This is a genomic window from Pseudomonas sp. Pseusp9 (assembly GCF_059491265.1).
In genome coordinates this window covers 3,303,940-3,329,190 of the sequence record NZ_CP168500.1, presented here as the reverse complement: position 1 = coordinate 3,329,190, position 25,251 = coordinate 3,303,940, and the positions used below count along the sequence as shown (strand labels likewise).

Below are 25,251 nucleotides of genomic sequence, written 5' to 3'. Positions count from 1 at the left end.
GTACGCCGAATCGACCTACAATTGGCAAGCGTGCGATTGATCGGAATCGATCAACCTGACGGTGTGGTTTCAGAGGAGACACGACATGGACCGATTCACCGGCGGTTGCTTGTGCGGCAAGGTGCGCCTGGTCGCGTCGGGGCGACCGTTGCGGGTTGGCGTCTGTCACTGCCTCGACTGCCGCAAGCATCATGGGGCGCTGTTTCACGCGTCCGCGATATTTCATCAGGATGCCGTGACGATCGAAGGCGAAACCCGTGACTACGCCGGGCGGCATTTCTGTCCGCACTGCGGTTCGTCCGTGTTCGCACGCAGCGCAGACGAAGTCGAAGTGAATCTCGGATCCCTGGATGCCCCTGACCAGCTGACGCCAACCTACGAAAGCTGGGTCGTGCGTCGCGAGGGCTGGTTGCCGCCGTTTCCGTTCGCACGACACTACGAACGTGACCGCGACTCCACGGGGCGATTTGAGGGTTGAGCCAGCGTGTTCGAGCGACCCTGCGATCGCTCGAACGCGCTGCGGTTACTTCAGGTTGCCGCTGAGGAACTGCTGCAGGCGCTCGCTCTTGGGGTTGCCCAATACATCCTCGGGCGCACCCTGTTCTTCGACCCGTCCCTGGTGCAGGAACAGCACCTGGTTCGACACTTTGCGCGCAAAGCTCATTTCGTGGGTGACCATGATCATGGTGCGGCCTTCTTCGGCCAGCCCCTGGATCACCTTGAGCACTTCGCCCACCAGTTCCGGGTCCAGGGCCGACGTCGGCTCGTCGAACAGCATGATCTCCGGCTCCATGCTCAGGGCCCGGGCAATGGCGACCCGTTGCTGCTGACCCCCGGAGAGAAACGCCGGGTACTGGTCGGCAACCCGTGCCGGCAAACCGACCTTGTCCAGGTAGCGCCGGGCACGATCCTCGGCGTCCTTCTTGCTCACGCCCAGCACCCGGCGCGGCGCCATGGTGATGTTTTCCAGCACGGTCATGTGGCTCCACAGGTTGAAGTGCTGGAACACCATCGCCAGGCGCGTGCGGATGCGTTGCAGTTCATTGGCGTCGGCCACGCGCATGCCGTGGCGGTCATGGACCATTTTGATCGGCTGGTTGTCCAGGCTCATGGCGCCGTCGTTGGGCGTTTCCAGGAAGTTGATGCAACGCAGAAAGGTGCTCTTGCCCGAACCACTGGCGCCAATCAGGCTGATTACATCGCCGGTCCTGGCGTTGAGCGACACGCCCTTGAGGACTTCATGGTTGCCGTAACTTTTGTGCAGGTTTTCAACGGTCAGTTTGTACATGAACAAGCATCCTGAATTAGTGAGCCGGGCCGAGGAAGGACAACCAGCGGCGTTCAGCCAGGCGGAACAGGCCGACCAGGGAGAAGGTGACTGCCAGGTAGATCAATGCGGCGATGCCGAACGACTGGAAGGTCAGGAAGGTCGCCGAGTTGGCGTCCCGCGCGACTTTCAGGATGTCCGGGATGGTGGCGGTGAAGGCCACGGTGGTCGAGTGCAGCATCAGGATCACTTCGTTGCTGTAGTACGGCAGCGAACGACGCAGGGCCGACGGCATGATCACGTAGGCGTACAGCTTCCAGCCGGTCAGCCCGTAGGCCTTGGCCGCTTCGACTTCACCATGGGCCATGCTGCGAATCGCCCCGGCGAAGATCTCCGTGGTGTAGGCGCAGGTGTTCAGGGCGAACGCCAGGATGGTGCAGTTCATCGCATCGCGAAAGAACGCATCCAGCACGGGTTGAGCACGCACCGCGGCCAGGCTGTAAATGCCGGTGTAGCAGATCAGCAGCTGGATATAGAGTGGCGTGCCCCGAAACAGGTAGGTGTAGAACTGCACCGGCCAGCGCACCCAGACATTGCTCGAGACCCGGGCAATCGACAGCGGGATCGACATCACGAAGCCGAAGAAGATCGAGGCACTGAGCAGCCAGAGGGTCATGGCCAGCCCGGTGATGTGAGTGCCGTCCTGGTACAGGAAAGGCTTCCAGTATTCCTGCAGTAGCTCGATCATCGCACGGCCTCCCGGGTGCCGGCGGCGTAGAAGATTTCCATCCGGCGCAAGACGTAGTTCGAAACGGTGGTGATCACCAGATAGATGAAGGCCGCCAGAATCAGGAAGAAGAACAGCTGATAGGAGCTCTTGCCCGCGTCCTGGGCCACCTTGACCAGATCGGCCAGGCCGATGATCGACACCAGCGCGGTGGCCTTGAGGATCACCATCCAGTTATTGCCGATGCCCGGCAGGGCAAAACGCATCATTTGCGGGAACACCACCAGGCGAAAGCGCTGGGCGCGGCTCAGGCCGTAGGCGGTAGCCGCTTCCATCTGCCCGCGTGGTACGGCAAGGATGGCGCCACGGAAGGTTTCGGTGAAATACGCGCCGTAGATGAAGCCCAGGGTAATGACCCCGGCGCTGAACGGGTTGATTTCAATATAGTCCCAGCCCAGGGCTTCGGTCAGGCTGGTCAGCCAGGTTTGCAGGCTGTAGAAGATCAACAGCATCAGCACCAGGTCCGGCACCCCGCGGATCAGCGTGGTGTAGGCCTGTGCGGGGACGCGCAGCAGTGCCGAGTTCGACAGCTTGGCGCTGGCGCCGAGCAGGCCCAGGCCAACGCTCACCAGCAGGCACAGAAAGGATAATTTGACGGTCATCCAGGAGCCTTGCAGCAACAGCGGGCCGAAACCCTTGAGGCTGAAGCCTGATAGCCCAAGAATCTGCAATAGGTTTTCTAGCATTGAGCAGCCCTACCTCAATCAAAAAAGTGCCCATCCGGGAATGGGCGCAGGGTCATTATTTGCCGCTGTAGAGATTCAGGTCGCCAAAGTGCTTCTGCTGGACGGCCGCATAGGTGCCATTGTCGTGCAGTGCCTTGATACCTTTGTTCAGCAAGGCCTGGAGTTCGGCATTGCCTTTGCTCAGGCCCACGGCGGTCTTGGCTGGCAGCAGGGGGCTTTCGACCGGCTCGCTGATCTGGAAGTCAGCGCCTGGTGGCGACTTCAGGAAGCCCAGTTCGGCTTGCAGCATGTCCTGGATCGAGGCATCGAGGCGCCCGGAGATCAGGTCGGCGTACACCTGGTCCTGGTTGGCGTAGGCCTGGGTCTCGACGCCGGCCTTGTCCAGCACGGCCTTGGCGTAGGCTTCCTGGATGGTGCCTTGCTCGTAGCCGACTTTCTTGCCCTTGAGGGAGGCCGGATCGGTGCCGATGGTCGCGCCTTTCTTGAAAACCAGCGCGGTCGGGCCAGAGAACAGCTCGCTCGAGAAGTCGATGACTTTCTCGCGCGCAGGCGTAGCGGTCATGGAAGAGATCACGCCATCGAACTTGTTGGCCTTGAGGCCGGGAATCATGCCGTCGAAGTCGCTTTCAACCCACTTGCACTTGACCTTCAGCTCAGCGCAGATCGCGTTGCCCAGGTCGATATCGAAACCCACCAGGCTGCCATCGGCGGCCTTGGATTCGAACGGCGCATAAGAGGGGTCGACGCCAAAGCGCAACTCCTTGTACTCCTTGGCCAGCGCAGTACCGGCAGCTACACACAAAGCCAATGCAGAAAGGGTGAGAAATGCTTTTTTCATTATTTTATTCCCAAGGACCATCGAAAGCGCCTGTGCCGCAAGAGCGCGAGTACTGCGTGACAAAAATGTCTTATGCACACGCAGATACTTGTACAGACAAGCATATGCAATCACCCGGCCAATTCGTCGACTGGGCGATTGAGAAAACGCTGTAAGCGCTCTGGAATGGGCTTTACAGGCAGGTGAGTGCAGGGGTGAGGTGGGCCTGTGAGGCTGTTACCAAGGCAGGTTTTTACACGCGGCTGGGGTATGCGGTAACAAAGTGTGAGATCAAGGGCGCCGATTTTCCTGGCTCAACTCTTGACGCTCCAACAGCAGCCGGTGACGAATCAAACACAACGATGTGTCTGGTCTGCCAAACACATTCGCCTCACGAGTTTTCACACAATTTGCAAAAGTCATGGGAATAGGGATAGATCGCTTCAAAAGCTCAATTGATCGCATGTCTCGTCGCCAGGTCTATTTATGCCGCTGATCTTTCATAAAATGCACGCCAATGGCGATGATTTCGTTGTCGTGGACTCGCGAAACTCACCCAATCCAATCACAAGCCAAATGGCTCGGCGAATGGGAGACCGGAACCGGGGTATCGGCTTCAATCAACTCGCGGTGGTGCTCGACTGCGATGATGCAGATGCGCGTTTGATGTTCTGGAATGCAGATGGCTCAACGCTGGACGCTTGCGGCAGCGCAACGCGGGGGGCTGCGGATTTGCTGATGCGCGAATCCGATTTGACTTTGGTAGCACTGCGGACCAACCGTGGCCTGCTGACTTGCGAACGAACTTCAACCGGCGCCATTTCGGTAAACATGGGAAAGCCGCTTTTGGGCTGGTCGGATATTCCCCTGGCTCTGGAAATGGATACTTCAATGTTGCCACTTGCCGGTGACCCAAGCGCTTGCAGCATGGGAAATCCGCACTGCACCTATTTTGTGGATGATCTGACAGCCGTCGAGATTGCGACGATTGGACCGACAATTGAAACCAACCCCCTGTTTCCTCTCAGGACGAACGTGCATTTCGTCCAGGTCATTGACCGACAGCACATCCGGTTGCGTATCTGGGAACGCGGGGCTGGTATTGCGCTGGGTTCAGGCTCCTGCTCTTGTGGCGCAGCGGTTAACGGCATTCGTCGTGGCTTGCTGGACAATCGCGTTGAGGTTGAATGTGACGGCGGAGTTGTAACGGTTCAATGGGATGGCGTGGGATCAGTCTTTCTCACCGGGCCGGTTGAAACGATTTTTTCAGGAAGAGTCGCGGATACTCTGTTGAAAGCCTGATTTTCAGGGGGGCCGCTATCGGCTATGGATTCAACCGGTTTCTTTAACTCAGTCTTGCAGGACACGGTCAACGTCTCTGTCAGCGACCAGTAGCTCAAGCGTGCGCCTCGACTCAGGGCGCTCGGCGATTATGTTCCGCTCCGAACCCGGGAGTTCATCGCCTTTCTTTCAGGGCGCCTGCTCTGTCATGACCTGCAATGAGTCAAGACGATCTGCACTGAACGCAATACGTTCAGAAGCCACGAGTGTGGAATCAACGGCGACACTGTCTCCACTCCCAACGCACACCGCGCCGGGTTGCTGATTAGCGTTCCTCACCACACTATCGGAAGCCTTGATCATGAAAACCTTGAGTATCGAGAACGACAGAACCAACAACGCACAAAACCATTCAACGCTCGGGATCAAAACCATGGCGCTTGGCACCTACGGTGCTTACTTTGCGCTCGCGGTCATTTACTTCTGGTTTGGCGGGATGAAGTTCACACACTACGAAGCCATGGGGCTGGTTCCATTGGTGAGCAACAGTCCTTTCCTGGGTTGGGTTTATGACATTTTCAGTGTCGATACCTTCTCCAGTCTGCTCGGCGTTCTGGAGGTCTCGATCGGTGTTCTGATTGCAGGTCGCTTGCTGTCACCCAAGCTTTCATTGATCGGTGGTGCACTGTCTGCCGGACTGTTCTTCACGACCTTGAGCTTTATGTTCTCGACTCCCGGCGTGATTGAGCCCGGCCTCGGTTTTCCAGCCATTACGGTTGCGCCGGGCCAGTTTCTTCTTAAAGACATCGGGTTGCTTGCCGCTTCGATATTCGTTGCAGGCCATTCTCTGACTGAGCTGGAAAACCGTTAAACCGTTGATCGATCTCCTGGGGTGGCCTGAAGCAGTTCGATAGTTTCAGGCCATTGCCCCATCATCTTCTCCTGCCAGATCTTTCATCCAGTCCCGAGGGCTGTAACCCGTCTTGCGTCGAAACGCGCGTGCAAGTGCCGAAGGACTTTCATAGCCGATCTCGGCGGCGATCAGCGTAATCGACCGTCCTTCACGCAGACGCTTCTGCGCCAGACTGATACGCCAACTCAACAGATAATCGGCAGGCGTCTGCCCGATAATAGTCCGGAAATGCACTGCGTAGGCCGCGCGAGACATGTTCGACTCGCTCGCAAGTTCTGCAATTGACCAGGCACGATGAGGTGCGTTGTGAAACTGCACCAGAGACCGCGCCAGCCGCGAATCAGCCAGTCCAGCCATCATTCCGGTACGCAACTGTTGATGATCGAGCAGATGCCGAAACAACAAAATGATCAGCAGTTCAAACAAGCGATCCAGGGCTGCATCCCTGCCACAATGCGCGCCCGCCGCCTCACCGAACATCCATTTCAGCGTATCGGCCAGCATTGGCAGCTCATCCAGTGACAACACCAGACAATCGGGTAACGAAGCCGACAACGGATTATCGACCCCGCCCCCGAACTCCATTGACGCGCACAACAGTTGAGCGCCCTCGGACTCACCGGCCAACAGTTGATGCCGGCTGGGGCGTGGCATGAAAATCAGGCTGGGCCTGGTCAGCAGCAAGCCCTTGCGATCGGGCCCCAGCAACGTGACGCTACCCACCTGCAGCAGGTGGATATAACCATGTCGTTCAGCGCCATCGTTGGACGCCAGGCCACACAGCTTGCCGTTGTAAAACAGGTTTGCGCGCACGCCGAACTGCGACAGCAACGTAGACAAGCGATCCATGGGCGATCTCTTGGCGAGATTCAGACGCCTGGATCATATCATCTACAGCTTGCGGCCCGACGTGGCTCAAATGCCGTACTTCTTGACTGGCTACTATCGGTGCATCTGCGCCTGAAGCGACGGGCTGCCATGGGTCGTTTACAACCCTTCGCGACAGGCTGCAATCGGCCAGAACCGGACTGTTGGATTCCTTCGACTTGCGCCGGTCGCGACAGGCCGCAGTCGACCCTGCTCGTTTACCCAGCTGCGCTGCTATGCTTAGGACTTCATTCGAATGGAGTGTGAGGCTGGCCGTCAGAAATTGAACGAATAACCGCGCGACTTAACTCATGCATTAGACATCACCAAGAGGCGTCGCAAGATGTTGGACGGCACCAGAAACCCAGAGCTATACAGCCAATGGCGGGACTACATCGTCGATCTCTCCGTAAAGGATGCGTTCAACTATTTCGTTGGCGTTGCCGCCGAAGCCACGCGGTATCGGTGCCACATACAATGGAAAGGTGATGTCAGAGATTTTCGATTCCATGACGCGGCGTCAGATGAACAGCCGCACTCCTTCATCACGAACAAACATTGGCTACTCTTCTACTTCCGCCCTCCAGCCGTTCGAGCCGGCGCTTACGATAGGGCGTTACTTAAAGCTGACTTCGACAGCTTTATCGAAACGCCTGCGGGAGAGTGGACGATCAAGCTCCGAAGCATCGATGATATTCATCGACTTTCTCGCCACGTACGATGGCGACTGTGACCCTTTAAGGTCATCTATGATGGGCGACTGGTGATGCTGCTAGATGATTTGGCTTGCTGAGACGAGGCCGGTATTGTGAAAAAAAACGAGGCTCTCCGCGCAGCCGATTTACTAAGAGCCCGATTTTGAACAGGGCAAGTCGCCTTCTCTCAAGGTCGACTCCTGACCGCGCTCTGCCCCCGCGACCGGCAAAGGTCGGCCAAAAGTAGACGACCATTCAAGGCGACTGCGAACCCATAGCTGGCTGTTGTAGTGGTCTATGAAGCTATAGCCGACTCACTTGCAGTTCGATGGACATAGTGGGCTCCTTGCAAACGCCGTAGTTTGGGTTCGACGCTAGCTGGTGGACGGAGTCACAATGAAGGGGTGGCGAGGCGGTTTCATCTTGAGTGGATTCTGCAGCCAAAATGGATTCCCAAGCAGGGACGTCCAGTCGATACCCCGCACTCGATTTCTGCAGGACTTAATTGCACTGGGCAGGCTGGAGCGCGCGATGTAAAGGCAACGAATGTGCGATGGCCAAGCGGGAAACCGTCTAATTCGAAAGACGCTTTCTTGGCCCAGCTGAAAATGGTGGCCTTGGGTCGTTAACAGCCAGCCTACAACGTCCTTAAGTGGCCGTTATTTACCCTCTGCGAAGGGCAATGGGTCGATTACGGCCCTTCGTGACTGGCAGAAATCGGCCAATTGCTGCCTCTCATCGCAAATCCATAACTTAATCAGTCGGCAACTTGATTGTCTCGTCCAGCGCATGCGCCGCTTGAATCGGGTCGAAGTACTCCCGGATAAACCTGAGCTTGCCGTTCTCGGCTTCCACGAACAAAACATAGTTCTGCCTGTAGATGCGACCTGTGGCCTTGATCCGGCCTTCGGCCTTTACTTGCGCGACGGCTTTCGAATGCTCGGCAAAGGCGTCGAGCTGAAGGTCGTAAAAGCGCAAGTCTTCCACCGCTGCGATAAACCAGCCGACGTGACTCAACACCTCATCACGCCCCGTCAATCGGGCCGGATGGCCAAGGCCCGGGGCGTAGGGGAGTTCCCAGACAATGTCGTCCGAGATCAGCGATTGCCATTTTTCAGGGTTGGCGACAAACGTATCGAAGTGCGCCTGAAGCAGTGCTTGAGCCTGGTTCATTCTTTCGCCTCCAAGGCTTTGATGGGCAGTGCGCAGCGACGGCTGCTCACAGCGTGGTCGAAAGAATGTCCCATGCAACGCCGTTCGGGAAAACCCGATTAATTTCGATGTTCAGGTTCTGGAAAATCGACAAGTGATCCCCTCAACCGGAGGTATCCAGCGCCGCACCTTGTTGTACGAAACGGTCGATCAACCACCTTGCCGCGGGACCCGGTGGCAGGTCCGTGCGGTAGATGACATCGAAGAAATACTGTCCGCTTTTGTATTCCGGAATGTTCAACTGCACGAGCCGGCCGCTCGCCAGATCCTCCTGGACCATCGGCGCCGGCATGTTCCCCCAACCGATGCCTTCACGCAGCAGCATGTGCTTGGCGCCCAGGTCCGCCAGGCGCCAGGTGCGGTTACTGAGCACGGCGAAATCCTTGTCCTTGGTCAGCAGCGAGCGATCGGACAGCACCAGTTGCGTGAACTCGCGCCCGGCGCCCGGCACATTCGAGTCGCTCGATGCCAGCGGATGATTGGGGGCAGCCACCGGAATCAGCTCGACACTGCCGACGCCAATTCTTTCGATACCGTTGATACCTTCGTTCATCGGCCCGCTGACGCCGACGATTGCGCCTCGGTTGATCACCAGTTCGGTGACGGCACCGAGGGCTTCCATGTGCAAGTGCAGGGCAACCGTAGGAAATGCTTCCCGAAAGGATTTGAGTGCGTCCACCACGCGCTCCGGAGGCAGCATCACATCGAGCACCACGTGAACTTCGGCTTCGAGCCCCTGCAGCAGCCCCCTCACTTTGGCGCGTAGGCCATGAACGCCGTTGGCGATGGTCCTGGCTTCGGCCAGCACGGTGCGGCCGGCGTCGGTGAGCTGCGGTTTGCGTGTGGTCTGACGGTCGAACAGCGACACGCCGAGCTGCATTTCCAGGTTGGCAATCGAGTAGCTGATGACCGAAGTGGCCCGATGCAGTTTTCTGGCAGCGGCTGCAAAACTGCCGACTTCAACAACGGTCAGGAACACCCGCAGTTGGTCGAGAGTGGGTGTACCGGGATCAGAGATCATGCCTGTTTCCTCGAGCGTAATGGTCAATACCCGCAGGCTCGAATACGGCCAGGCGTTGACCGCGAATGTGCGTGTCGCAGCCTGTTGCAGGGGGCCGTTCAGCGTATTTCACGATGGGACTCCCTTTCGATAAGGTGAGTAACTTGCCTATTTATTCGAATCTGATGATCTAAATTAGTCGGCTATTCAGATTAGATGTCAAGGCGCAAGATTTCTTCACAGCAGCGATTCATGGCGAGTCGCGCAAACTTTGAAGGAAATACCCCATGACGACTTCCGCAAACATCGCTTCTTCCACGTCCTCTGAACAGAACCGTTCCGACGTGACCAAAGCCTCGGCCTCGTTGATCGGCCGCGTACTGCTCAGCGCCATCTTCATTCTCTCCGGTTTTTCGAAACTGGCCGCTCCCGCGATGATGGTCGGCTACATCAGCTCGGTAGGCCTTCCGCTTCCGCAACTGGCGCTGGTGCTGGCGATCGTTGTCGAGATCGGTGGCGGCCTGGCGTTGATCGCCGGCTACCGCACCCGCACCGTTGCCGCGGTACTGGCCGTGTTCAGCGTGTTTACCGCACTGGCTTTCCATAACGCGCTGGGCGATCAGAACCAGTTCATCCACTTCTTCAAGAACATCGCGATGGCTGGTGGCCTGCTGCAAGTCGTGGCTTTTGGTGCCGGTCGCTTCAGCCTCGACGCTCGCCGTCGTTGATACCCCCGCGCTGCGAAGGCCGGCCCCTCGCAGCGCAATGTTCTCCTCCTTTATCAATAGTCGAGACCGCCATGAAAGCCATACGCGTGTACGAATACGGCAGCCCTGAAGTTTTACGTCTGGAAGACATTGCAGACCCGGTGGCAGGTGTTGGTGAAGTGCTGATTGAAGTCGCCGGAGCAGGGGTCAACCCGATTGACTGGAAGATCCTGTCAGGCGCCATGAAAGCGTTCATCCCGTTACCGCTGCCGTTTACCCCGGGCGTTGAAGTGGCCGGTACCGTGATCGCGCTGGGGCAGGGCGTCACTGAATTCAGCATTGGCGATGAAGTGTTCGGCTTCATCAACATCGTCGGCGGTTATGCGGCCAGGGCGGTTGCCCAGGTTTCAAAACTGGCGTTAAAACCAAAATCGCTGAGTGCCTTGCAGGCCAGCGCTGTCCCCGCAACTGCCCTGACGGCCTGGCAAGCCCTGACCGACCACGCTGGCGTGCAACGGCGGCAGAAGGTGTTGATCCATGCCGCAGCCGGTGGTGTGGGCAGCATGGCCGTGCAGATTGCCAAATACCTGGGCGCTGAAGTCTATGCAACGGCCTCTGCGCACAATCATGCTTACCTGAAGGACCTCGGCGCCGATTACACCATCGACTACAGCACCCAGGCATTCGACGAGCTGGTGGCCGGTGTCGATGTCGTACTGGATCTGGTCGGCGGCGAAACGCAAAACCGTTCGTTCAAGGTGCTGAAAAGAAACGGTGTGCTGGTCTCGCCGGTGAGCCTGCCGAACATGTCGCTGGCCAACGACCATGGCGTGACTCCTGCCAACTTTGCCACCCGTTCCGATGGTCGACAGCTGTCGCTGATTGCCGAACTGTTCGACAAGGGTCACCTCAGGGTCGATGTCGAGGCATACCCGTTGAGTGAGGCCAAAGTGGCGATCGAGAAAAGCATGGGCCGTCATCTGCGCGGCAGGCTTGTCCTCGACACAACCCGGTAAGTTGTCGGCAATGAGTGCGGTTACTGATACACCTGCGGTACATCTGCCGCATTCATTTTCCGAATCACCAAACCGATGAACGCCGACACAGCGGGCGGAAGCTGTCGGCGGCTTGGATACAGCACGTTCAGGCCGTAGCCGTTGGGCTGGTACTGAGGCAATACCGGGACCAGGACGCCGGCATCCACTTCAAGCTTGGCCATCAGCGGCGGCAGCAGCGCGATGCCGAGGCCCGCCACGGCGGCCTTGCGCTGCGACTGAGCGGTATTGCCGCTGAAGCGCCCGGTCACTTGTATCTCTTCCTCACCTTTCGGGCCGAGCAAATGCCATGTGGCGTGGCCACCGGGATGCGCGGAAATCACGCAGTCGTGGCTCGCCAGGTCCTGCAGCGTGCGGGGTGAGCCACGTGCTACGAGGTAGTCGGGGCTGGCAACCATCCCGACGCTGCGCGGGTCAAGGATCTGACGACCGACATAGCCTGAATCGCGCAAAGGGCCGCCACGAAAGGCGACATCGATCTGCTCGGCGATCAGGTCGGCCTTGGCATCGCTGAGCACGAAGTCGAGTCGCACCCGTGGATACGCGGTCAGAAACTCGCTCACCCACGCCATCTCGAAGAAGTCGAAAAAGTCTGCCGGAGCCGCCACGCGCACCCGGCCACTGGGCTCGCTACTGCCCGTGATCAAATCCTGTCCCGCTTCAAGCAGATCATCGACGGCACCCACGCAACGTTCATGAAAGCCCTGGCCTGCACTGGTGAGCGTGAGCTTGCGAGTGGAGCGTTGCAGCAGCCGGGTGCCGAGCTGCGCTTCAAGCTGCTGGATGCGCCGACTCACGGTATTGGGTGGCATGCCCAGCCGTCGCGCGGCTTCTGCAAAGCTGCCGCAATGGACGACCTGCACAAACATGGCGACGTCATTGAGATCGAGCATGGTGGGGCATTCCTGATTTTGGTGGACGAGTGCAATCCAATTGTACCGCCTTATCAAGTAATCGGACCTGGCCTATTGTCTGAAGCATCGGGCCCAAAGGCCGCCAACATCGAGTATTCACGATGCCTTTCAAGCAACAACCCCAGATCGATACACCAGACACCGTTACCGGGCGGGCCATCCGCTACCGCACCACCGGCAGTGGGCATGGCGCGATTGTCCGGTTGATGAGCCCTTCGGATCTTGGCCACCTGATCAAGCCTTTTGTGTTCCTTGACCTGTTTGAAGGCGAAAGCTCATTCATCAACGGCATGCCCATGCATCCGCATTCGGGCATCGCCACTGTCACCGTCATTACCGAAGGCAATTTGCGTTTTGAGGATGCTGATTCGGGTACGGGGATGATTGATTATGGCGGTGTTGAATGGATGCGCGCGGGTGGCGGGGTCTGGCATGGCAAGGAAATGTCGGTCGGTACTTCGAAGCGCATCCAGGGTTTTCAACTGTGGGTCGCACTGCCGCCAGCGTTGGAAAACTCCAGTGTCGACAGCCAATACCTGGAGTCTAGCGTGATGCCGCAAGCGGGACCGGCGCGGGTGATTCTGGGTTCGTACCAGGGAGTGCAAAGCCCGGTCCGCGCTCCCGCCGGGATGAACTATCTGTTGGTCACGCTACCGGCCGGAGAATCCTGGAGCTATGTTCCACCCAAGGGCCATGAGTCATTGTGGTTGAGTGTCAGCCGCGGATCCCTCTGCGCACCGGAGGTGGTCATGGCGGGAGAAATGGTCGTCTTCGAACCCGGTAGCGGCAGCGTTACGCTCAAGGCCATGCACGGCGATACGGTGTTCGTGATCGGCTCCGCGGAGCCTCATCCATACGACCTCGCGCTGGGGAACTACTCGGTGCATACCAACCCGCAAGCCCTGCGTGCCGGGGAGGCGAAAATTGCCGAAATTGGTGCCCGGCTGCGTGAATACCTGAAAAAGCCAAACGGGTCAGCCAGTGTGCCCGTTTTCAAATAACCCGAGCGTGCGGGCTGATCCGGTTATCGAGAGGCTCGAACGTTAAAGCATCGATTCAAGACCCTGGTATTGCTCGAGGTGGGTGCCGTGTTCATGAGAGATCCTGCGCCGAAAACGAGAAAAGCCCTGCAAGCGTGAACCTGCAGGGCTTCTCGGTCAGGCTGACCATCTCATTAAGCCTGGCAGTGTCGCAATACCGGGCTTTGCTCTCGGGACCGCACTCAGAATCGGTAGTTGGTGCTCAATTCCAGAGTCCGTGGTGCACCAGGTGTGATCAGATCCACGGAGCCATGCGCCGAGGCGTAATAGTCCTTGTCGAAGACGTTACGCAACCGCAGGGCCATGTCCCATTTCGGCAGGTTGTAGAGCAGGGCTGCGTCCACCGTGGTGTAGGCCGGCATGACCACCTGGTTATCCAGGGCGGTATATCGGTCATCGACATAGTTCGCCCCCATGCCAACACGCCACTCCTGAGTCAAAGAGCGTACCAGCCACACATTGGCACTGTGGCGCGGGGTCAGGGTCGGAGTCTGGCCTTCATTGGCGACACCGTTGGTTCGGCTGTTGGATTTGGTGATCTCGGCGTCCAGATAGGCGTAACCGGCATAGACCTGCCATTTGTCGCTCAACTGTCCGCTGGCGGTCAGTTCGAGACCATCGGTACGCTGCTCACCTGCCAGCACCAAGTTGCTCGGGTTCGCCGGGTCGCTCGTTTTCATGTTGGTGCGCTCCAGACGGAACAGCGCCGCCGTCAACGCCAGGCGATTGTCGAGCAGGTCCCACTTGCCGCCGATCTCGTAGTTGGTGGTCTCTTCTGGCTCCAGGTCCTGGTTCGTCGTACTCAGGGCGAACATTTCAGCGGAAGGCTGGTAGGAACGACTCACCGAGACGTAATAGGACTGAACCTGATCAGGCTGATAAACCAGGCCGACTCGCGGGCTCCAGGTGTTATCGGTTCGGGACAGGGAGCTGTGCGTCAGGCCGTCGGAATATTCCTGGTCGAACACGTCATAACGCACGCCCACCAGCGCCTTCCACTTGGGCGCCAACTCGATGAGATCCTGGACGTAGAAACCGGCCGTGTCCTGGGTATTGGTGCCCTTGGCGGTTTGCCGGTTGGCCTGGAACGGCACGTCGACCAGGCCATCGCGGAACACCGGAACCTGGGCTACGTTGTTCTGGCTGAACACGGACTGATCCTTGACCTGGCGCCCCAGTTCCACGCCATAGAGCAGGTTGTGGTTCATCCCGGCGAGCGTAGCCTGTTGCTTGAGTTCGGTCTGGTTGAACCAGCCATCCTCCGTGCGCTGCACATTGCCACGGTTGAGCTTGACCAGCAGTTCGCCGTTGGCGGCGGTGACGAAGCGTGTCGGGCTGGAATCGGCGAGTGTATTGTTGCGATCCAGGTCGTAGTGGTAGTAGCGGCTGGTGTTGCTCAGGCTGAAGTCGTCGTTGATCCGGTAGTCGATACCGGCTGTGAACGAAAACACCTCGCTGCGGGTGTAGTCGTCATCCGGGTCGGCAGCACCGAAGCGTTTGCCACGGTCCACATCGACCGGACGATCGCCTTGCGCCGGGATGCCGAAGTCGATCAGGCGTCTGTCATACAGATAGCTGGCACCCAGGTTCAATTCCAGGTCGTCGGAGAGCTTGAAGTACGCCGAAGGTGCAATGGCCTTGCGGTCGATATAGCCGTCATCGCGGAAGGTGTCGCTGTTTTCCAGCGCACCGGTCACCCGGAATGCCTTGTCGTACTGCTGTTGATCGGCCCAGCCTGCGTCGAACTGCGTGCGCTTTTTACCTTCGCTGTCGAAGCTGACACCCACTTCCTGTTTGGGGTCGAAGTTGGGTTTTTTGCTGATGCTGTTGATCAGGCCTCCGGATGAGCCACGGCCATAGAGCACCGCAGCGGGGCCCTTGATCACTTCCACGCGCTCGACATTGGACAGGTCGCGGAAGTACAGGGCGTCGTCACGGATACCGTCGATGTACATATCGCCGATGGCACTGAAGCCGCGGATGGTGACCTGATCGCGCTGGCCATCGCCATTGGACAGACCGATCCCCGGGACATTCTTCAGCACGTCTTCCATCGACTGCGCGCCCTGGTCCTTGATCACGCTCTGGGGAATCACGTTCACCGTTTGCGGAATATCACGTAGCGGGGCATCGATCTTCAGCGCGCTCCTGCTCTCGGTCGACATATAGCTCTGCTCGTTGTACTCACTGTTTACAGCGGTTGCCGGCAGGGTCAGAGCAGCTTCGGTTTCTGCCTGCAGATCAGGAACGACCAGAACGCCCAGCAACGACAGCGAGGCTGGGTAAATGCGCGATAGAGCCACCATGGACACCTTATGTATGAATTAAGGCGCGAATAATAACGATTATCTTTTGTAAGTAAATACATATCATTCCGATACAAATGGGTGATGGGCTTGAAAAACTGCAACCGGCAAGCATCGTCGGTGCACGATTGCCTGGCGTCGCTGCCGTGGCGCTGCTCGTCGACAAGTACACACACATTTTTTCTTGCCATGTGCGGGTCGCTTTTGCCGCACACCGCAACGTTCAGTGCGGGGATGATTGAAAAGAAGCCTGCCGAGGTACAGGGTCTACTCAGGCCAGTATTGAGCGGGGCTTACTTCGCTAATTCAGATTCAAATATCGGAAATTTCTGATGGTAGGTTTTTTTTGGCTGTTTCTATACTGGCCCCCCCCATTCAGAGGTTTAAGCGCCACAACTGGTCATGCACGTAGCTATGCCACGTAGCTATGCAGTTGAAGTGAATGCTGGCGGCTGAAAAAACATTCTTGGTTGCAAGGTTTTCCTGGAGGGCGATAAAAACAATAAAGCTGCAAGTAAACTCTGAATAAGCTATGGGTGTCCGGCTTGTTCGGGTTTTGAGTATCTGCATTTTGCTTAGTTGAATAATAAGAGCGGCGTTCAAATCAAGCCAGACGGTTTGACGCTACAACATCTTCTATAGCTATTAATCAGAGCCTGAAAAATGAACTTCTATGAAATCATCGGTTATGACCGTGACGGAACTGTTCGTGAACTTGATACGGCGCTAAACAAGGGTACTCTAACCACCAGGGATGTGACGTTTTCAGCGCTTGGTTTTAATGCGCCAGGCTGGATTGCTGCTTCTTCGATGTCGATTCTTTACTCCATATCGGGGCACCGTGCTCCGCTGGCCATTTTAATTGCGTACTTCTTTCCAATGTTGGTCATGGCGTTTTGCATGATCTCCCTCACTCGACAAGCTCCGTCTGCGGGTGGAGTGTTTACATTCACGTCGCGATTTCTGCATACCAGCGTAGGGACCATTCTCGGCTGGGCGTACTCCGTTGCCTGCATGGCGGTGATGGCGATGTGCGCAATCATCGGAACCGAGTACATACAGGCGCTGATTCCGGCCCTGGCGGGTCCGCTTGACGCCAAACTGATCGGGACAGGCATGGTTCTGGTCTTTCTGGCCATTTCCTGCAAAGGCGTCAATGCCACAGCCAAAGTCGCCAGCGTCTTTCTGATTTTCGAGATCGGTGTTGTTGCCGGGCTCGGATTGATGGGCATCATCAACCCTCAGGTTCCGGATTTGTCGGTCATCTCCATGTACACACTGGAGGGGGCGGGCGGTTGGTCCGCGATCGGACCGGGGGTGCTGTTCGGTGTATGGATGCTCGCCAACTTCGACTCTGCGATCAACTACATCGAGGAGTCGCGTGTTCCGGTTCGTACCGTACAACGCTCCATGTTGCTCGTTCTGACGTCCGCCTTTGTCATTTACACCCTCGCGGCCATTGGCTGGCAGTACGCGGTGCCGGTAGAGAAACTGGCGGCAATCATCGAGGACGGCAACGGTGGGCCCATCGCGGCTGTCGCCAATGTCTACCTGCCACCGGCCATGGCCTGGATTGCATTGTTCGTCGTGATTACTTCGGCATGCGCCGGCCTGCAGATCTCCTCGAGTGCGGCTGCGCGTACGCTCTATCGAATGAGCGAAGAAGGGCATCTGCCGGCAGCGCTTTGCGCCGTCAACAAAACGAAGTCGCCGTGGCTGGCCAGCGTTATCGTTTCGTCCGTCGCTATTGCACTGCTCTGGTGGAAACCGCTGGACAAGATTGTGTGGTACTACGATGTCGTGACCATCACGCTGGTGATGTCCTACATGGCCGCGATCGCCGCCTTTATTGTCATGACCTTCCGACGTCAGCGTTTCGGCATCGCACTGGCACTGTCGATCCCTGCTTCTCTTGCCATTCTCGTGCTGGGATACATCGGTTATACCGCCGGTGCGAATCCGGTTTCGCCGGAGGATCAATACACGGCCTGGTACCTCGGCGCGCTGACGATCATATCGGGCGCAATGATTCTGGTATGGCAGTCGCGTGTTTCCCGGCAGCCCGTACTGTCCAAAGTGCAATCGTCCTGATTTTCACGTTATCGCCTGTGATCAATGTTGCAGCCTGCACTGGCCCGGCATTGACGCATGCGTGCGGTGTTCATTTAAAAAAAACATGGGTGAACTTATGAAGCGTGTTGTCGTTATCACTGGAGCTGGAAAGGGCATTGGACTGGCAATTGCCAAGCGTTTTGCTGCAAGTGGCGATCATTTGGTACTCAATTACTTCGACACCAAGGATCAACTGGACGCCGTCATACGGATTGCCGAAGACAACGGTGGCGACGGGATCACCATTCAGGCGGATATCAGTAATCCCGAAGCCGCCGCCGGAATCATCCACGAGGCGCAGAGTCGCTTTGGGCGGGTCGATATTCTGGTCAACAATGCCGGGCGACTGGTTTCGGCGACAGTAGAGCAAACGACCTGGGCGCAGTGGGAACAGATGATCAGTACCAATCTCGGTGGGACGTGGGCCTGCATGCAAGCGGTGTTGCCGGGCATGCTGGCACGCCGTCAGGGGCGGATTATCAATATCAGCTCTGAACTGGGGCTGATTGGATTTGCGACTTACGCCGCGTACTGCGCCTCCAAGGGCGGGGTGATCGCGCTGACAAAAGCGGTTGCCAAGGAAGTTGCCCCCCAGGGTGTATTGGTCAACTCGGTGGCGCCGGGGCCGATTGAAACAGACATGCTGATCAACGACACCATCGAATACAACGATGAGACCCGCGCGACCCTTCCATTGAGGCGCTTCGGCAAGCCGGACGAAATTGCGGCCATGGTCGAAGCGCTGGCCGGGCCCGCGGGTGATTATATGGTTGGACAGATCATTAGCCCCAATGGCGGGGCTGCGATCTAGTCGGGTATCTCGAAATCCAACTTCAGCGAGTCATGAATTTACCCGTCAAATATGTGGCTCTTGTTCTGCTAATAAAAAGAAGGATACAAAATGAGCGCTGTAATGATTACCGGTGGTTTGGGCTATGTTGGCAGATACCTGACTAAGAAGCTCAGCGAGCAAGGCGTTAAAGTGGTGAGTTACAATCGTGACTACTCCGAAGCCAAGTCTGAATTCATGACCCCAGTACAAGGGGAGTTGTTCGATATACCCAGGATAGTCAGAACTATCCAGGAGTATGGAGTTGATCGTGTCATTCACACGGCGGCCATGTCACATCCTGACTTGTCCATAGATCTGCCCATTACGACGGTGACGGCGAATATCGACGGCACAATCCATTTGCTTGAAGCCATGCGATTGGCGGGCATCAAAAAGTTGGTGAATTTTTCTTCCGAAACGGTGTATGGGCATTTCGAGGGTGTGATTAATGAGCAGACACCGACTTACCCAACGACACCCTATGGTGTAACCAAGATTGCCACCGAGCACTTTGGCAGGGTTTACAATGATCTTTATGGTATGGAGGTGATTTCGCTGCGAATTGCCGAAGTGTATGGCCCGGAAAATAAAATGCCACAAGTTCTCAGGGATATTCTTAAAACCGTCCATCGTGGCGAGGCATTTAACTTGCCTTCCGGCGGAGATCATCGGTTCCATTATATTCATGTGGAAGACGTTGTGCGTGCGGTGCTGATAGCGGCTGAAACCAGAGATCTGAAAGGCGGTGTATTCAACATTGCCGGTGATCGCTCCTGGACGCTGCATCAAGCCGTTGAAATCATCAGAAAAATCATTCCGGATGCGCGCATTGAAGTTGGCGATGGTTATTGGCATCTCGATCGCCATGGGGAATGGGATCTGAGTGCCGCCGAGCGGGAGTTGGGCTATCGAGCGCAATGGTCACTTGAAAAAGGACTCACGCATTATTCCAACTGGTTGATTGATCACGAGTATTGATGGGGGGCTTGGTCGTTGTTGTTGGTGATTCGATAACTTTCAGTATCCACTGGTGATAAAGCATGATTGAAAATCCCATTGTCTGGCCAAACGGTGCTCGCTGCGCCGTAGCCTTTACCTTTGATATGGATGCGGACAGCATTCTGCATGTGGCGCATCCCAAGGATTCCGCGACACGGGTTGCCAGTATTTCAATGTTGCACTATGGACCCAAGGTGGCGATTCCAAGGATTCTGGAAACCTATCGACGCTTCGAGATTAAACAAACGTTTTTCATACCGGCCTGGTGCATCGAACAATACCCCGAGGCCATCGAGGCGATCGTCGAGGGAGGACACGAAATTGCCCATCACGGTTATATCCATGAGCATCCAAACGAGCTGACCCGGGAAGAAGAAGCCTACTGGCTCGATCGGGGTTGCGACACCATCAAGCGATTCACCGGCCAGTCACCGCGGGGCTGGCGGGCTCCCCTCTACAATATGTCAGAGCACTCGGCTGACTTGTTGATCGAGCGAGGCTTCAGTTATGACGCCTCCTTGATGGGGGATGATGTGCCTTATCTGTTGCGCACGGGGGCAGGAGAGCTGGTGGAGCTGCCATCGAGCTGGGCGCTGGATGATTGGCCTCAATACATGCACAGCATCGACCTTGATTTTCAGATGCCGATTCAGTCGCCACAACGCGCCATCGAGGTTTTCAAGGCAGAGTTCGATGCTGCCTGGGAGTATGGCGCGCTCTTCATACCCGTCTGGCATCCTTTTCTTTCCGGCCGTTTGTCACGATGGCATGAAGTTTCGAAGTTGATCGAATACATGATGGCAAAGGGTGATGTCTGGTTTGCACGGATGGATGAGATCGCCGCGCATGTCCAGCGCAGTGTGTCCACCGGCGCCTACAAACCACGGGTTGACAGGCTGCCTTATTACCAGGGACCGGTTAAAGCACATAAGTAGCCGTTCCGGTGGTGAATGTATCCGGTGTTTTGGGTTGTTGTTGTCATTGATGTGGGGGCGGCGACCATCGATGGATGGTCGCTACTCTGCCCCAGCGTAACTTTCGGCATAGAGCGGCAAAATGGCAGGTAACAACCAGCATCAGGCAAATGTCTCACGAACGCATGAATGGAATGTAGCGTAGGTCCCGGGTTTCAAAGCCCTCCGCCGAAGCGATACTGCCAGGCTATGCCAATAGCATCGTATTCGCTGCCGGTACGGGTATGCGCACCTTCACTGGCAAACAGCTTCAGCGAGTTATTTCGGTTCAACGGCAGCGAGAGAGTGCCCCCATAGCGTGTATTTTCCTGAAAGTCGTGGTTACCGACCCCATCGACCGAGGTACTCCCGCCAGCGAAGTAAGTCCCATCCAGCGAGGCCCAGACACCGTTACTGAAGGCATAGATCAGATGCGCCTGTATCTGGTAAGTCGGGTTCTGGGAAAATGTACGGTCGCCAAGGTACTGGTCATTGTCGGTGTAAAAGGTTCCAGCACCGGATAATTCCAGGGTCACGGGTCCCAGGCGCTTGGAAATCCCGAGTTCGGGCTTGAATGACCAGCGGTTGTTGCCCAGATTTACCAGCTTGCTGGAGTCGTATTGGCCAAGTGGCGCCGTAATTGCCAGGCTGGCGCCGATGATCACATCCTGCTGATAGCCGGGGAACTCAGCCAGGGACATCGCCGGGGCGCCATACAAGTTGACCGAGAAGCGGAATCTTGGATCTATCAACCCGGTAACATTTCGCTCCCTGGGTTCACCGGCGAACAGAGCCGAACCCGTCAATCTGGCTTCAGGCACGACGATATCGAACTTTCCGGAGCGGCCCCAGACGTCCAGGGACCTGGCAAAGGCAAACACGACCGTCTTGATGTTGAGCTTGGCATCCTGGAGTGGGACTGAGGGGTTGGCGGTCACGCTACCCTGGAGATCGCTGTAGCCCATGAGCAAAAAATTGATACCTACCGGCGTATTGGCGTAGGACCTGGGTTCGAGATCCTCTGCGACTGCAACGGGGGCTACCAGGATGAGCGAAGCGGATGCAAACCGAGCCATCCTGACGACACAGGGTTTGTGTTTCATCCACATTCGCTCGCTTCCTGTCAGGACCTCAAGGTTCTATGTATTGTTGTAGTGCATCTGCATTCGTTTAGCACTTGCAGATGCCGCGACCATTGTGTGACCGCACTTGCTTGCTGCACGAAATACTGGTCTTCCGGAGATTGGCCTGCCAGGCAAGTTGCCGATTCAATCGCAAAAAAAAGGGCCTCAGAAACCTGTGAGGCCCTCATTGCTAACGTCAGTTGTTACTCAGTGTGCAACTATCGGCACCGTCACGGTTTTGCCGAAGGCCGATTTGACGGTCACTGTCGCGCCAGGCGACGGGCCGCTGCCGGTGGTCGTCACTGCGATCTGCCAGCGCGCGCCTGCCGCCGTTGGCGTCAGGGTGGCGGTGCCAAGGTTTACCGGACCGGAGGTGGTCGTCGCAGTCGCCGTGATGGCATTGCCCGTGCCACGCGAGGTGGTGCCGGACAGGACCCAGTAGTAGCGGCTGTTGCTACGGGCGGTGACGGTAGCGCTGGTGACTATCAGGTTCTCGACGACCGCCGCCGAGACTGCCACGGACACCGTCGCCGGTGCCGACTCCGCGCCCTTGGCATCGGCGGCCTTATAGGTAAAGGTCGCGGTGAACGGCGCGGGGACCGTGGCCGGTGGTGTGTAGGTCACGCGCAGACCATCGGTGCTGACCGTGCCCTTGCCGGAGTCCGGCTGTTCCAGACCCACCACTTTAAGCGGCACGTTGCCGTCAGGGTCGGAGTCGTTGGCCAGGACGTTGATGGTCACCGGTTGGCCGTTGTTGCTGATGGCGCTGTCGGGGTTGGCAAGCGGATTTTTGTTATCGCCGTCGTTATTGTCGCGTTTATCGCCAGTGCGGAAGGTTGGCAGCGCGGCGGAATTGACGTAGTTGACGCCGTCCCAGCCGGGCAGGGGCGTTGGCATCAACTGGAACTGGCCCGGATTCTCGACATCCCAGCGCAGCAGCATGGAGGAGTCCTCGTGCTGGGTGTTGTGGCAGTGCTCCATGTAGGTCCCGGCGAATTCGCGGAAGCGGATGGCGATGTCCACGTCCACCGAACTGTCGATACCCTGGCCAATGAGGTAGACGTCCTTGCGCGCCCATTTTTCCCATTCCGGTGGCGCCTTGCCGTCTCGGTTGAGGACGATGCCTTCTTCGAAATGCACGTGCACCGGATGGCTCCAGCCGTTGCCGCCGTTCCTGATTTTCCACACTTCCAGGGTGCCGTCGCCGGAGAACCCGGCAGGGGTCGGGCCGTTGGCCAGTTGCGGAGCGGCGCTGATGATCCGGGGGTCCATCTGGAAGCCGAACCCGCCGTCGGTCTTGATGGTCCAGGGTTGTTCGTCGGTGCCGTCGGAGCGACCGAAGATGAACTCGCGATGGCGTGCCAGTTTCAGCTTGGCTTGCATCGCCGGATCGTCGCGGTTGATCGTCAGCGGGATCATGACCTTGCCGACCGCTTTGCCCGGTTTGGCGGGTTCGTAGTCGGCGGGGTTCATGCTCACGTCCTGGCCGGCATAAGGCTGGACCACCATCTGCAGGAACTTGCCCACCACCGGGTCGCCGGCGTCCCATTCCGGCCCTTTGCTGCCTTGTTTGAGCACCGCTTTGTACTTGCCGGACAGGACATCGGCCAGGCTCAGCGGATTATTCTCCGGACCCTTGCCGTTGCGGTGCTCCATCAGATTGACGAAGTACAGCTTGTCGCCGGTCCTGATCCCGTTTTTCGCGAAGTTGACGATGATGTCGAACCGCTCGGCGATGCCCTGGGTGGGCAGGATGGCGTTGTGGTCCTGCACATCGCCGTCACCGTCCAGGTCCATGCTGCCGTCGAACGGCACCGCGTGTTCCATGAGGTTGCCGTCGTTGCCGATCATGTGGAACGGCACGCGGGTATAAGACAGGCCGGAACCTGCCGGGCCGGGGTATTCGCCACCGCTGCCGGCGACTTCACGCACCAGCGCGATCCTGAAGAAACGCGACACCGAGCCATTGAGAATGCGGAAGCGATAGCTGCGCGCACGCACGTTCAGGCGCGGCTGGTACTGCCAGTTGACCAGGATCTGGTCGCCGAGGAAGCCGTCGGTGTTGAACGGGTTGAACCACAGCTGGCCGTTCTGATCCCAGGCCTTGTCGGCCACCAGCAGGTTGACGTCATAGTCGCGGTTGCCCCAGGGCAGGGCCGAACCGCTGGGCAGGCGTAGGTTGACGCCGTCTTCGAGCGCTTCGTTGCCGCGATCCAGGGCGCTGTAGTAATTCATCATCGTCGCGTTGCCCTTGTAGACGTTCTGCGCAGTGAAATCGAGCATGTGGTCATGGAACCAGTGGGTGCTCATGGTTTCACGCCAGTCGCCGCGAATCTTGATGCTGCCGTTGTTGCACGTCTTCAGGCCCGGAGTGGCATCGTTGACAAACAGGGTTTCGCCCGGGGCGCAGGGGAACGCCGCGCGCGGATCCTGGGCGTTGGTGTTGATGCTGTCGTAGCCGGCCAGTTGTATTGGCCAGCGATAGTCGTAGTACTGCCCCGGAAAGAAAAACGCATTGGCATAGCCATCGCTTTCCGCCGGGGAGTGGCCGTTGTGTTCATGGGTGCTGAGGGTGTGCAAGCCGAATCCCATGTTGGCCGACGGATCGATCGGCAGGGCGTTGTAGTGACGCATCAGTACCGGTTGGCCGTAGCGCACCATCAACAGTTTTGGCGGAAAGGTGCCGTCGAAGGTCCAGAGCGCCTTGTGGTTCTGGATCGGCATGTTGGGGTGAAACCGGGTGTCGATGCCTTTGGTGGTGCCCGCTATGACCGGAGTGTCCGAGGTCTGGTTGTAGAGCCCGCCAGGCCCGAACTCACCGACGGCGTAGTTGTGCAACTGGCGGCGGTCGCGCATGCCGCCATTGAGCTTGGCGCCCGCTTGAGCGGTCTTGAAGGCAACCTGCGGATAGAACTCGTTCCAGCGCTGGTGCGACCAGCCTTTTCCTGGCGGACGACCTTCGGCCGGCGAGCCCACCGGATGGCGGTTGAGGAAGGCTTCGATCTGCGCTTTCCACGGGTTGCGGTCCAGCACGTTGGAGTACTGCGACGGAAACGGGTAGAGCCCCGGCTGGCGCATGAAGGCTTCCAGCGCCGCGGCCGAAGGGCCGCTGCGGGCAATGCTGTTCGGGTCCTGCGTGGGTGCGGGGCCGATGATCGGAGCCGGGAAGGTCAGGGGCGGTGCCGGCAGTGTCGGGTCGAGTTTTTCCGTGCCGAATTCTTCGAACAGCAGCAGTTGCTGAGTGTACGGTTGCGCCCCGTACAATGGGCTGGGCTTGCCATTGGTGGGGATTTTGAAGGATGTCTGCAGGGCTGGCGGCAGCACGTTGTCGGCCGTTGGCGTGGTGCGGGTGCCAAAAACGCCATTGGGCAGGGCGAGGGAGCCCTGGTTGGCGGGAAGCATGGCACGTATCGCATCCAGCGCGGCGTTGGGGTCGGGCGGCGAGTTGGTAAACGCCGAGGGGTCTGTTGGCGGCGGCTGGCTGACATCGTCCAGCGGTGCGGCGTCTGCCGTGGCCAGGGACAGAAGCATCGCGCAAGGCAGGCTTGATTTGCGCAGCCGGCCGAAGGAATCGCATGATGGTATCGCGCTTTTCATTTTTTACCCCTCCTGTGATGCCCCGCCGCCTCCATGTCCGGAACGACAGCTGTGCGGGCACAAGGGCGCGGGTGCAACTAATGAGCC

At 57.8% G+C, this 25,251-nt stretch carries 22 protein-coding genes; 11 read left to right on the top strand and 11 right to left on the bottom strand.

The window, feature by feature from the left end:
- Positions 1-85: 85 nt before the first annotated feature.
- Positions 86-478, top strand: a complete 393-nt coding sequence (locus tag ACEN8E_RS14920; RefSeq protein WP_495588734.1) for a GFA family protein — start codon at positions 86-88, stop codon at positions 476-478.
- A gap of 45 nt (positions 479-523) precedes the next feature.
- Here ACEN8E_RS14920 and ACEN8E_RS14915 read toward each other — a convergent pair whose 3' ends face one another.
- Genes ACEN8E_RS14915 through ACEN8E_RS14900 form a run of 4 tightly spaced genes read right to left on the bottom strand, consistent with a single transcriptional unit; the run spans position 524 to position 3,578 of the window.
- The gene (locus ACEN8E_RS14915; protein ID WP_322617920.1) at positions 524-1,288 is read right to left on the bottom strand and encodes an ABC transporter ATP-binding protein; all 765 of its coding nucleotides are present in this window, start codon (positions 1,286-1,288) and stop codon (positions 524-526) included.
- Between the two features lie 16 nt (positions 1,289-1,304).
- A complete protein-coding gene (locus tag ACEN8E_RS14910; RefSeq protein ID WP_429371962.1) occupies positions 1,305-2,015 on the bottom strand; it encodes an ABC transporter permease in 711 nt (236 codons plus the stop codon).
- Entirely contained in the window at positions 2,012-2,740 is a 729-nt protein-coding gene (locus ACEN8E_RS14905) for an ABC transporter permease (protein WP_495588733.1), read from the bottom strand. Before ACEN8E_RS14905 ends, ACEN8E_RS14910 begins: the two co-directional genes overlap by 4 nt.
- 55 nt (positions 2,741-2,795) lie before the next feature.
- Positions 2,796-3,578: a transporter substrate-binding domain-containing protein gene (locus ACEN8E_RS14900; protein ID WP_495588732.1), complete on the bottom strand. Its 783-nt coding sequence runs from the start codon at positions 3,576-3,578 to the stop codon at positions 2,796-2,798.
- Positions 3,579-4,043: 465 nt separating this feature from the next.
- On the opposite strand from ACEN8E_RS14900, the gene dapF reads away from it, so the two are divergent.
- Both dapF and ACEN8E_RS14890 read left to right on the top strand, forming a co-directional pair.
- Positions 4,044-4,859, top strand: a complete 816-nt coding sequence (gene dapF / locus ACEN8E_RS14895) for a diaminopimelate epimerase (RefSeq protein ID WP_495588731.1) — start codon at positions 4,044-4,046, stop codon at positions 4,857-4,859.
- Positions 4,860-5,199: 340 nt separating this feature from the next.
- On the top strand, positions 5,200-5,709 hold the full coding sequence (locus ACEN8E_RS14890) for a YkgB family protein (RefSeq protein WP_495588730.1): 510 nt from the start codon (positions 5,200-5,202) through the stop codon (positions 5,707-5,709).
- 45 nt (positions 5,710-5,754) lie between these two features.
- On the opposite strand, the gene ACEN8E_RS14885 is transcribed toward ACEN8E_RS14890, so the two are convergent.
- Complete coding sequence (locus tag ACEN8E_RS14885) at positions 5,755-6,600, bottom strand: helix-turn-helix transcriptional regulator (protein WP_495588729.1); 846 nt, start codon at positions 6,598-6,600, stop codon at positions 5,755-5,757.
- A 361-nt stretch (positions 6,601-6,961) separates the two neighbouring features.
- Here ACEN8E_RS14885 and ACEN8E_RS14880 point away from each other — a divergent pair, with 361 nt between their 5' ends.
- On the top strand, positions 6,962-7,351 hold the full coding sequence (locus tag ACEN8E_RS14880) for a hypothetical protein (RefSeq protein ID WP_495588728.1): 390 nt from the start codon (positions 6,962-6,964) through the stop codon (positions 7,349-7,351).
- 715 nt (positions 7,352-8,066) lie between these two features.
- Here ACEN8E_RS14880 and ACEN8E_RS14875 read toward each other — a convergent pair.
- Both ACEN8E_RS14875 and ACEN8E_RS14870 read right to left on the bottom strand, forming a co-directional pair.
- A complete protein-coding gene (locus tag ACEN8E_RS14875) occupies positions 8,067-8,486 on the bottom strand; it encodes a nuclear transport factor 2 family protein (protein ID WP_495588727.1) in 420 nt (139 codons plus the stop codon).
- A gap of 142 nt (positions 8,487-8,628) precedes the next feature.
- On the bottom strand, positions 8,629-9,546 hold the full coding sequence (locus ACEN8E_RS14870; protein WP_495588726.1) for a LysR family transcriptional regulator: 918 nt from the start codon (positions 9,544-9,546) through the stop codon (positions 8,629-8,631).
- A 266-nt stretch (positions 9,547-9,812) separates the two neighbouring features.
- Between ACEN8E_RS14870 and ACEN8E_RS14865 the strand changes: the two genes are divergently transcribed.
- Together ACEN8E_RS14865 and ACEN8E_RS14860 are read left to right on the top strand one after the other, a co-directional pair.
- Positions 9,813-10,253 carry a DoxX family protein gene (locus tag ACEN8E_RS14865; RefSeq protein ID WP_495588725.1) on the top strand — a complete coding sequence of 147 codons (441 nt, stop codon included), beginning with the start codon at positions 9,813-9,815 and terminating at the stop codon, positions 10,251-10,253.
- A gap of 71 nt (positions 10,254-10,324) precedes the next feature.
- On the top strand, positions 10,325-11,248 hold the full coding sequence (locus tag ACEN8E_RS14860) for an NADP-dependent oxidoreductase (RefSeq protein WP_495588724.1): 924 nt from the start codon (positions 10,325-10,327) through the stop codon (positions 11,246-11,248).
- 20 nt (positions 11,249-11,268) lie between these two features.
- Here ACEN8E_RS14860 and ACEN8E_RS14855 read toward each other — a convergent pair whose 3' ends face one another.
- Entirely contained in the window at positions 11,269-12,180 is a 912-nt protein-coding gene (locus ACEN8E_RS14855) for a LysR family transcriptional regulator (RefSeq protein ID WP_495588723.1), read from the bottom strand.
- A gap of 122 nt (positions 12,181-12,302) precedes the next feature.
- On the opposite strand from ACEN8E_RS14855, the gene ACEN8E_RS14850 reads away from it, so the two are divergent.
- On the top strand, positions 12,303-13,202 hold the full coding sequence (locus ACEN8E_RS14850) for a pirin family protein (RefSeq protein ID WP_495588722.1): 900 nt from the start codon (positions 12,303-12,305) through the stop codon (positions 13,200-13,202).
- Between the two features lie 221 nt (positions 13,203-13,423).
- Here ACEN8E_RS14850 and ACEN8E_RS14845 read toward each other — a convergent pair whose 3' ends face one another.
- Positions 13,424-15,547: a TonB-dependent receptor gene (locus ACEN8E_RS14845; protein ID WP_495588721.1), complete on the bottom strand. Its 2,124-nt coding sequence runs from the start codon at positions 15,545-15,547 to the stop codon at positions 13,424-13,426.
- Between the two features lie 663 nt (positions 15,548-16,210).
- On the opposite strand from ACEN8E_RS14845, the gene ACEN8E_RS14840 reads away from it, so the two are divergent.
- From ACEN8E_RS14840 to ACEN8E_RS14825, 4 genes are all read left to right on the top strand, one after another.
- A complete protein-coding gene (locus ACEN8E_RS14840; protein WP_495588720.1) occupies positions 16,211-17,638 on the top strand; it encodes an APC family permease in 1,428 nt (475 codons plus the stop codon).
- Positions 17,639-17,735: 97 nt separating this feature from the next.
- On the top strand, positions 17,736-18,470 hold the full coding sequence (locus ACEN8E_RS14835) for an SDR family NAD(P)-dependent oxidoreductase (protein ID WP_495588719.1): 735 nt from the start codon (positions 17,736-17,738) through the stop codon (positions 18,468-18,470).
- A 90-nt stretch (positions 18,471-18,560) separates the two neighbouring features.
- Entirely contained in the window at positions 18,561-19,469 is a 909-nt protein-coding gene (locus tag ACEN8E_RS14830) for an NAD-dependent epimerase/dehydratase family protein (protein WP_495588718.1), read from the top strand.
- Between the two features lie 62 nt (positions 19,470-19,531).
- Complete coding sequence (locus ACEN8E_RS14825; RefSeq protein WP_495588717.1) at positions 19,532-20,425, top strand: polysaccharide deacetylase family protein; 894 nt, start codon at positions 19,532-19,534, stop codon at positions 20,423-20,425.
- Between the two features lie 194 nt (positions 20,426-20,619).
- Here the strand turns inward: ACEN8E_RS14825 and ACEN8E_RS14820 are convergent, their stop codons facing one another.
- A complete protein-coding gene (locus ACEN8E_RS14820; RefSeq protein ID WP_495588716.1) occupies positions 20,620-21,552 on the bottom strand; it encodes a transporter in 933 nt (310 codons plus the stop codon).
- 222 nt (positions 21,553-21,774) lie between these two features.
- Positions 21,775-25,164, bottom strand: a complete 3,390-nt coding sequence (locus tag ACEN8E_RS14815; protein WP_495588715.1) for an Ig-like domain-containing protein — start codon at positions 25,162-25,164, stop codon at positions 21,775-21,777.
- Positions 25,165-25,251: the final 87 nt, after the last annotated feature.

Bases quoted from the DNA above. Each gene is read 5' to 3' on its own strand.
- ACEN8E_RS14900 (WP_495588732.1), bottom strand. From the start codon at position 3,578: ATGAAAAAAGCATTTCTCACCCTTTCTGCATTGGCTTTGTGTGTAGCT.
- ACEN8E_RS14835 (WP_495588719.1), top strand. From the start codon at position 17,736: ATGAAGCGTGTTGTCGTTATCACTGGAGCTGGAAAGGGCATTGGACTG.
- ACEN8E_RS14865 (WP_495588725.1), top strand. From the start codon at position 9,813: ATGACGACTTCCGCAAACATCGCTTCTTCCACGTCCTCTGAACAGAAC.
- ACEN8E_RS14860 (WP_495588724.1), top strand. From the start codon at position 10,325: ATGAAAGCCATACGCGTGTACGAATACGGCAGCCCTGAAGTTTTACGT.
- ACEN8E_RS14850 (WP_495588722.1), top strand. From the start codon at position 12,303: ATGCCTTTCAAGCAACAACCCCAGATCGATACACCAGACACCGTTACC.
- ACEN8E_RS14855 (WP_495588723.1), bottom strand. From the start codon at position 12,180: ATGCTCGATCTCAATGACGTCGCCATGTTTGTGCAGGTCGTCCATTGC.
- ACEN8E_RS14920 (WP_495588734.1), top strand. From the start codon at position 86: ATGGACCGATTCACCGGCGGTTGCTTGTGCGGCAAGGTGCGCCTGGTC.
- ACEN8E_RS14905 (WP_495588733.1), bottom strand. From the start codon at position 2,740: ATGCTAGAAAACCTATTGCAGATTCTTGGGCTATCAGGCTTCAGCCTC.
- ACEN8E_RS14915 (WP_322617920.1), bottom strand. From the start codon at position 1,288: ATGTACAAACTGACCGTTGAAAACCTGCACAAAAGTTACGGCAACCAT.
- ACEN8E_RS14825 (WP_495588717.1), top strand. From the start codon at position 19,532: ATGATTGAAAATCCCATTGTCTGGCCAAACGGTGCTCGCTGCGCCGTA.
- ACEN8E_RS14910 (WP_429371962.1), bottom strand. From the start codon at position 2,015: ATGATCGAGCTACTGCAGGAATACTGGAAGCCTTTCCTGTACCAGGAC.
- ACEN8E_RS14820 (WP_495588716.1), bottom strand. From the start codon at position 21,552: ATGTGGATGAAACACAAACCCTGTGTCGTCAGGATGGCTCGGTTTGCA.
- ACEN8E_RS14885 (WP_495588729.1), bottom strand. From the start codon at position 6,600: ATGGATCGCTTGTCTACGTTGCTGTCGCAGTTCGGCGTGCGCGCAAAC.
- ACEN8E_RS14890 (WP_495588730.1), top strand. From the start codon at position 5,200: ATGAAAACCTTGAGTATCGAGAACGACAGAACCAACAACGCACAAAAC.
- ACEN8E_RS14830 (WP_495588718.1), top strand. From the start codon at position 18,561: ATGAGCGCTGTAATGATTACCGGTGGTTTGGGCTATGTTGGCAGATAC.
- ACEN8E_RS14870 (WP_495588726.1), bottom strand. From the start codon at position 9,546: ATGATCTCTGATCCCGGTACACCCACTCTCGACCAACTGCGGGTGTTC.
- ACEN8E_RS14815 (WP_495588715.1), bottom strand. From the start codon at position 25,164: ATGAAAAGCGCGATACCATCATGCGATTCCTTCGGCCGGCTGCGCAAA.
- ACEN8E_RS14845 (WP_495588721.1), bottom strand. From the start codon at position 15,547: ATGGTGGCTCTATCGCGCATTTACCCAGCCTCGCTGTCGTTGCTGGGC.
- ACEN8E_RS14840 (WP_495588720.1), top strand. From the start codon at position 16,211: ATGAACTTCTATGAAATCATCGGTTATGACCGTGACGGAACTGTTCGT.
- ACEN8E_RS14875 (WP_495588727.1), bottom strand. From the start codon at position 8,486: ATGAACCAGGCTCAAGCACTGCTTCAGGCGCACTTCGATACGTTTGTC.
- dapF (WP_495588731.1), top strand. From the start codon at position 4,044: ATGCCGCTGATCTTTCATAAAATGCACGCCAATGGCGATGATTTCGTT.
- ACEN8E_RS14880 (WP_495588728.1), top strand. From the start codon at position 6,962: ATGTTGGACGGCACCAGAAACCCAGAGCTATACAGCCAATGGCGGGAC.